The sequence below is a fragment of the Pseudomonas agronomica genome (assembly GCF_025917275.1).
Taxonomy (GTDB): Bacteria; Pseudomonadota; Gammaproteobacteria; order Pseudomonadales; family Pseudomonadaceae; genus Aquipseudomonas; species Aquipseudomonas agronomica.
This window is the reverse complement of the sequence record NZ_JAOSHO010000366.1, coordinates 1-5,210: the sequence shown is the minus strand read 5'-3', so window position 1 is coordinate 5,210 and position 5,210 is coordinate 1. Positions and strand designations below refer to the sequence as shown.

The 5,210-nt window shown below is 60.7% G+C and carries 6 protein-coding genes; 4 read left to right on the top strand and 2 right to left on the bottom strand.

The genetic code is table 11. The features are described from left to right. On the bottom strand, positions 1-137 hold a 137-nt coding region (locus tag OC610_RS20650; protein ID WP_264430319.1), incomplete at its 3' end, for a LysR family transcriptional regulator. A gap of 110 nt (positions 138-247) precedes the next feature. Here OC610_RS20650 and OC610_RS20645 point away from each other — a divergent pair. The 3 genes from OC610_RS20645 (at position 248) to OC610_RS20635 (ending at position 2,419) form a co-directional block, all read left to right on the top strand. Next, a complete protein-coding gene (locus tag OC610_RS20645) occupies positions 248-1,450 on the top strand; it encodes an MFS transporter (RefSeq protein WP_264430317.1) in 1,203 nt (400 codons plus the stop codon). A 138-nt stretch (positions 1,451-1,588) separates the two neighbouring features. After that, positions 1,589-1,990: a hypothetical protein gene (locus OC610_RS20640; RefSeq protein ID WP_264430316.1), complete on the top strand. Its 402-nt coding sequence runs from the start codon at positions 1,589-1,591 to the stop codon at positions 1,988-1,990. 222 nt (positions 1,991-2,212) lie between these two features. Then, a complete protein-coding gene (locus OC610_RS20635) occupies positions 2,213-2,419 on the top strand; it encodes a hypothetical protein (RefSeq protein ID WP_264430314.1) in 207 nt (68 codons plus the stop codon). A gap of 6 nt (positions 2,420-2,425) precedes the next feature. On the opposite strand, the gene OC610_RS20630 is transcribed toward OC610_RS20635, so the two are convergent. Further along, on the bottom strand, positions 2,426-3,469 hold the full coding sequence (locus OC610_RS20630; protein WP_264430312.1) for a GlxA family transcriptional regulator: 1,044 nt from the start codon (positions 3,467-3,469) through the stop codon (positions 2,426-2,428). Between the two features lie 269 nt (positions 3,470-3,738). On the opposite strand from OC610_RS20630, the gene OC610_RS20625 reads away from it, so the two are divergent. Then, positions 3,739-5,210: methyl-accepting chemotaxis protein (locus tag OC610_RS20625; protein WP_264430311.1), on the top strand; the 1,472-nt coding region annotated here is incomplete at its 3' end.

Sequence of the window (5,210 nt, the reverse complement as noted above, 5' to 3'; positions counted from 1 at the left end):
GCCGCGCTCAGGGATTTCTCCAGCGCCACGATACGCCGTCCGACAGTGGCCTGGTCCACCCCCAATACCCGTGCGGCGCCACGCAAGGTCGACTCTCGACAGACCGCCAGGAACACCCGTGCGTCATCCCAATTCATCCGTCCTCCGGTGATGCATAACTGCATCGCTGTGCCGCGTAATCGCTGCATAAACGCAACAACGATAGCCGATATGCTGGGCGCCATAAACCACTCACGGGATCGCCATCATGCGTACATCATCCGCAGCGCTCGATTCACCTCCAAGCGGCATCTGGCTGCCGATATTCGCCGGTCTCTGCGCCAGCCTCGTCAGTATCGGCTTGGCGCGATTCGCCTATACCCCCTTGATTCCATCGCTGATCGAGGCGCATTGGTTCAGCGCAGGCGACGTCGTCTACCTCGGCGCGGCCAATCTCGTGGGCTACCTGATCGGCGCACTGCTCGGTCGGCCCATGGCTCGGCGGTTGACCCACAAAAATGCGCTGCGGTTGATGATGCTGGCAGTTACCGCTGCGTTTTTCGCCTGCGCCTTCCCGCTGTCGGTGACATGGTATTTCGCCTGGCGGCTGCTGTCGGGAATTGCCGGTGGCGCGATCATGGTGCTGGTGGCGGCGACCGTGCTGCCCCATGTGCCCGCCGCGCGCAGAGGGTTGGCCAGCGGCGCGATTTTCCTCGGGATCGGGCTGGGTATCGCGGGCTCCGGGACAATCGTGCCGCCCTTGTTGAGCCTGGGCCTTGAGGCCACCTGGCTGGGGCTCGGCGTGCTGTCGCTGGTGCTGACCGGGCTGAGCTGGTTCGGTTGGCCGCAGGATCTCCCACACGTGGCCGCCGCGAAACACAGCGCCCCGGAAGACACCACGCCCCGAGCCGTCTATCTGCTGTTCGCTCAATACGCTTTCATGGCGGCCGGGTTGGTGCCGGCGATGGTATTCCTGGTGGATTACGTGACCCGAGGCCTAAAGGCCGGTGCTCATGTCGGTGCGCTGGTCTGGGTGATGTACGGCGTCGGCGCGATTATCGGGCCCGTGAGTTATGGCTTTCTCGCGGATCATCTGGGCGCGCGCCGAAGCATTCGCCTGGTGCTCGCCGTGCAGGCCGTTGCCCTGGGTTTGCTGGCCATCTCGCAGACATTCCTGGCGCTGGCGTTGCTGGCGGTGCTGATCGGTTCGTTTCCGCCGGGTATCGTGCCGCTGGCCCTGGCGCGGGTGCATGAACTGGTGCCAGACCATCACCGCCAACAGGTGGCCTGGAGCCGCGCAACGGTGTCATTCGCCACGTTCCAGGCGGTAGCCGGTTTCGCCTATTCCGCGCTGTTCAACGCAAGTGGAGGGCACCATGCATTCCTCTTCCTGATTTCCGCTGGCGCAATTGTCATTGCCTTTTTGTTCGACTACATTCCTCGCATTGCGTCGCCTGACGCAAAAGCTTAAAGTTCCGCAAATTCGTCGGAGTCCGACCAACGGTCAACATTGCAATCATATTGCAATGTTGACTCGCTCCGACAAGCCAAGCAAAATGATTTCACTTGGCCATCATCCTCTGTCGTAGCCATTTCACGGAAGAAAAGAATGAAAAGGGTTATTTCTCTGGTCGTCGTCCTCGCGGCTTGCCCAGCGACAGCAGACGTACAGCCGATCCAGTACAACTACGATGATTCGAATGCCGAATACGCCATCGTCTCGTTCGTCGAAGCGGGTTCGGCTGTCCAGGCAACGGTAAGAAGAACCGGTGCCTATTTCACGAATTACACCAGGCTTGAACTTGATTGCGCCAACCGGAATGTCCGTCACATGGGCATGTACAACAGCGTCGAAGGCGTTGAAAAAGCCGAGTTCGACCAGATGCAAGGCCGGATCATAGACGGTTCGATCGCCGACGAAGTGGGAAAGGTGCTGTGCAAGGGCACGACCTTGACCGCCTCGCAAACAGAAGAATTGCCGACCGAAGATTTATTGGACGACAAGAGCTGAATCTAATCGCAGGCCTTCAGCGCTACCATTCGTAGCCGCGAAGGCGATTGCAGAATGAGTTCCTGAAGCTCTCGGACATTGGATGTCCCGCAGTTGATTTGCCAGGCCTTGCGGCTCGTCACTCACTGCTTGATGACTCCTTTTATTTCTGCCCAGACAGAAAAAAAGCCAACCTGACCGATCGCTTGAACACCCGCCTTGATCGGCGGGCGGGGAATCCTGATGCACGCTAGAAAGATATTCGAACTGCTGATGTCGTCGCTGGGCTACGTTTTGATCTCACTGCTTTGGTTCGTCTACGCCGTCCCGGGGATGATCGAACTGGATTCCGACTTTTCCCTCATAGCCGCCGCTTTTGGCTCCATCATCTGGCTGTGTGCCACGGGCTGTATCGTCCTGTACGTCGTCCAGCGGATGCGCACGGCCTGATAGGGCTCATTGCGATACGTGTTTTCGCCCGAACGCCGAACGATAGCTGCCGGGCGGAACACCGAAAAAATCCCGGAAACGTCGCTGGAAATGCGGGGAGCTGACAAAGCCCGTGGCAACGGCGATTTCCGTGACTGATCGATTGGTCTGCTGGATCAACTGGCGTGCACGGGTCAGGCGCAATTCCAGGTAATACCGCGTCGGGGTCGCACCGAGAAACCGACAGAACCGCCGCTCCAGTTGACGCTTGGACACCTTGACGCACGCCGCCAACTCATCGATCGTCAACGGTTCCTCGACGTTCTGCCACATCAATTCCAGCGCCAGCTTGAGGCTTTGCGGCAACGTCGGATCGGTCTCGACGAAGATTGGCGGCAGGTCGCTGGCGTCGTCGCCCGACTCGTCGCAGCGCAAAATCTCCTCGATTGCCCCCACCAGCGCTTCCCCACCCGTGCGGCGAATCAACTGCAGCATCATGCGCAGCGAACTGTTGGCGCCCGCGCAACTGACGCGCTCGCGGTCCACGACATACGCCCGGCTGGAGACCTTCACGAGGGGGAACATCTCGGCCATGGTCGCGCGACTTTCCGGATGGACCGCGCACTCGAAGCCATCGAGCAGGTTCGCGTCGGCGAGAAAGAACACGCCGTTCCACAGCCCACCCAACAAAGCGCCGGAGGTGGCGTTGGCGCGCAACTTGCGCCGCAACAACGGCGTGCCTTGCAGCTTGACGCGAAAGCCGCCGGCGACAATCAGCACATCCAGGTTGTCCGGCAGTTGCGCCAGCTCGACATCGGCCGAAATGACGATGCCCAGGTCACTCGTCACCTGCCCGCCCGACGCACCGACCGTCAGCACGTCATAAAGCGGCATGTCGCTCATCAGGTTGGCAGTGACCAGCGCGTCCACCGCGCCGGTGAAGGACATCATCGAAAAATTGTCCATCAGCACAAACGCGACACGGACTGGCGCCTGGCCGGGCGACGCAGCGCCCTGGGGCCGATAGGCCATGTTCTTGTTCTTGAGTACGCTTTCGAATGCGCTTGGCATGGGGCCTCGTGAGACAGGAAGGCGATCTGGACCGGAGCCGGGCGAACTGCCCGAACGATGCCATCTTCGCGATTAACCACCCAGGCGACCATCGTCTGCGCGACATCACTGTCAGCGATAACGACCTCCGACAAATGGCTACCTCAAGGGAATACGACCTTGGTCGATAGACTATGGGTAGGCATGGGCGCTTTCCCTTCCAGAGTTCGCAACGCTCACCGCTAATGTTTCCGCCGTTCCAATACCGATAAATACCTGCGGGAGAAGTCATGAATATCAAACAGAAGCTGACATGGGCGTTCGCGGCCATTGCCTGCGTGCCGGTGATCCTGGTGGCGGTGCTCGTGGTATTGAACCTGCGCGATGCGGCACAAGCCAACTTCCTGGACAGCAGCGGTCGCGAAATCCGCCAGATCGACAACGGCATGAAGCAGTTCTTCGACGGCATCATGCAAAACGTCGAATTCTTCGCCAAGGACCCGCGGATCGTCGCGGCCAAGGACCTGAAGAACTACTCCGGCGCTGACGCTGCGCAAACACCTCTGCCCGAAACCAACAAACAGATCCTGGATATTTTCGACCGGTTCGCCAAGAGCCATCCAACCACCGCCTACCTGTCCGTCGGCCTCGCGGACGGTGGCTATGCCAGTTGGCCGGATGATCCGAAAATCTCCAATTACGACCCGCGTGCCCGCCCTTGGTACAAGGCCGCCATCGCCGCGCCAGGCACCACCGTGAAGACCGACGCCTATTACTGGGCGCCGGATGATGTGTCGTTGATCGGCATCGTGCACACCGTCAACGATGCCGCCGGCAAACTGGTGGGCGTGGTCGGGCTGGACGTGTCGCTCAAGCAACTGACTGAGCTGGTCAAGAACATCAAGCTCGGTGACAGCGGCTACCTGATGCTGGTGGAAGCCAGCGGCAACGTCCTGGTGGACCCGGCCGATGCCAAGCACAACTTCAAGCCGCTGGCCGATCTCGGCCCGAACTATGCCGCACTGGCCAAGAGCAGCGATGGCGCCACGCAGATCGAGATCGATGGCGTGCCGTACATGGCCAACATCGTCACCTCCAAGAGCCTGGGCTGGCGCTTCATTGGCCTGATCAAGCGCGATGAAGTGATGGCCGGCGCCTCGAGCCTGACCTGGTTGATCGCCGTCATTGCCGCCGCCCTGGCCGTGGTCTTCGCCATTGTCGGCGCCAGCTTCGCCAGCGTCATCGTCCGGCCGATTCGTGGCGTTGCCAACGGCCTGCAGGAAATCGCCGAAGGCGAAGGCGACCTCACCCGTCAGCTGGCCGTGCAAGGCAAGGACGAAACCGCGACCCTGGCGAGCTGGTTCAACCAGTTCCTGGGCATGATCGCGCAGTTGGTACAACGCATCGGCAGCGCCTCCTCCGACCTGCAGAATGCCGCCGCCGATACCAGCGACGTGGCCCAGAACATGAACGAAGCCGCCGGGCGCCAGCGCCAGGCCGTGGAACTGGTGAGCACCGCGTTCAACGAAATGGTCGCCACCGCCAACGAAGTCGCCCGCTCCTGCAGCCAGGCCGCCGTCAGCGCCGACACGGGTTATCGCGACGTTCACGACGGCCAGCATCACATCGGCGAAGCCACCGGCAGCGTGCTGAAGCTGAGTGAGGAATTGCAGCAGTCGACCCAGACCATGCAGGCGCTGGAGCAGGACAGCAAGAACATCAACACGATCCTGGACACCATTCGCTCGATTGCCGAGCAGAC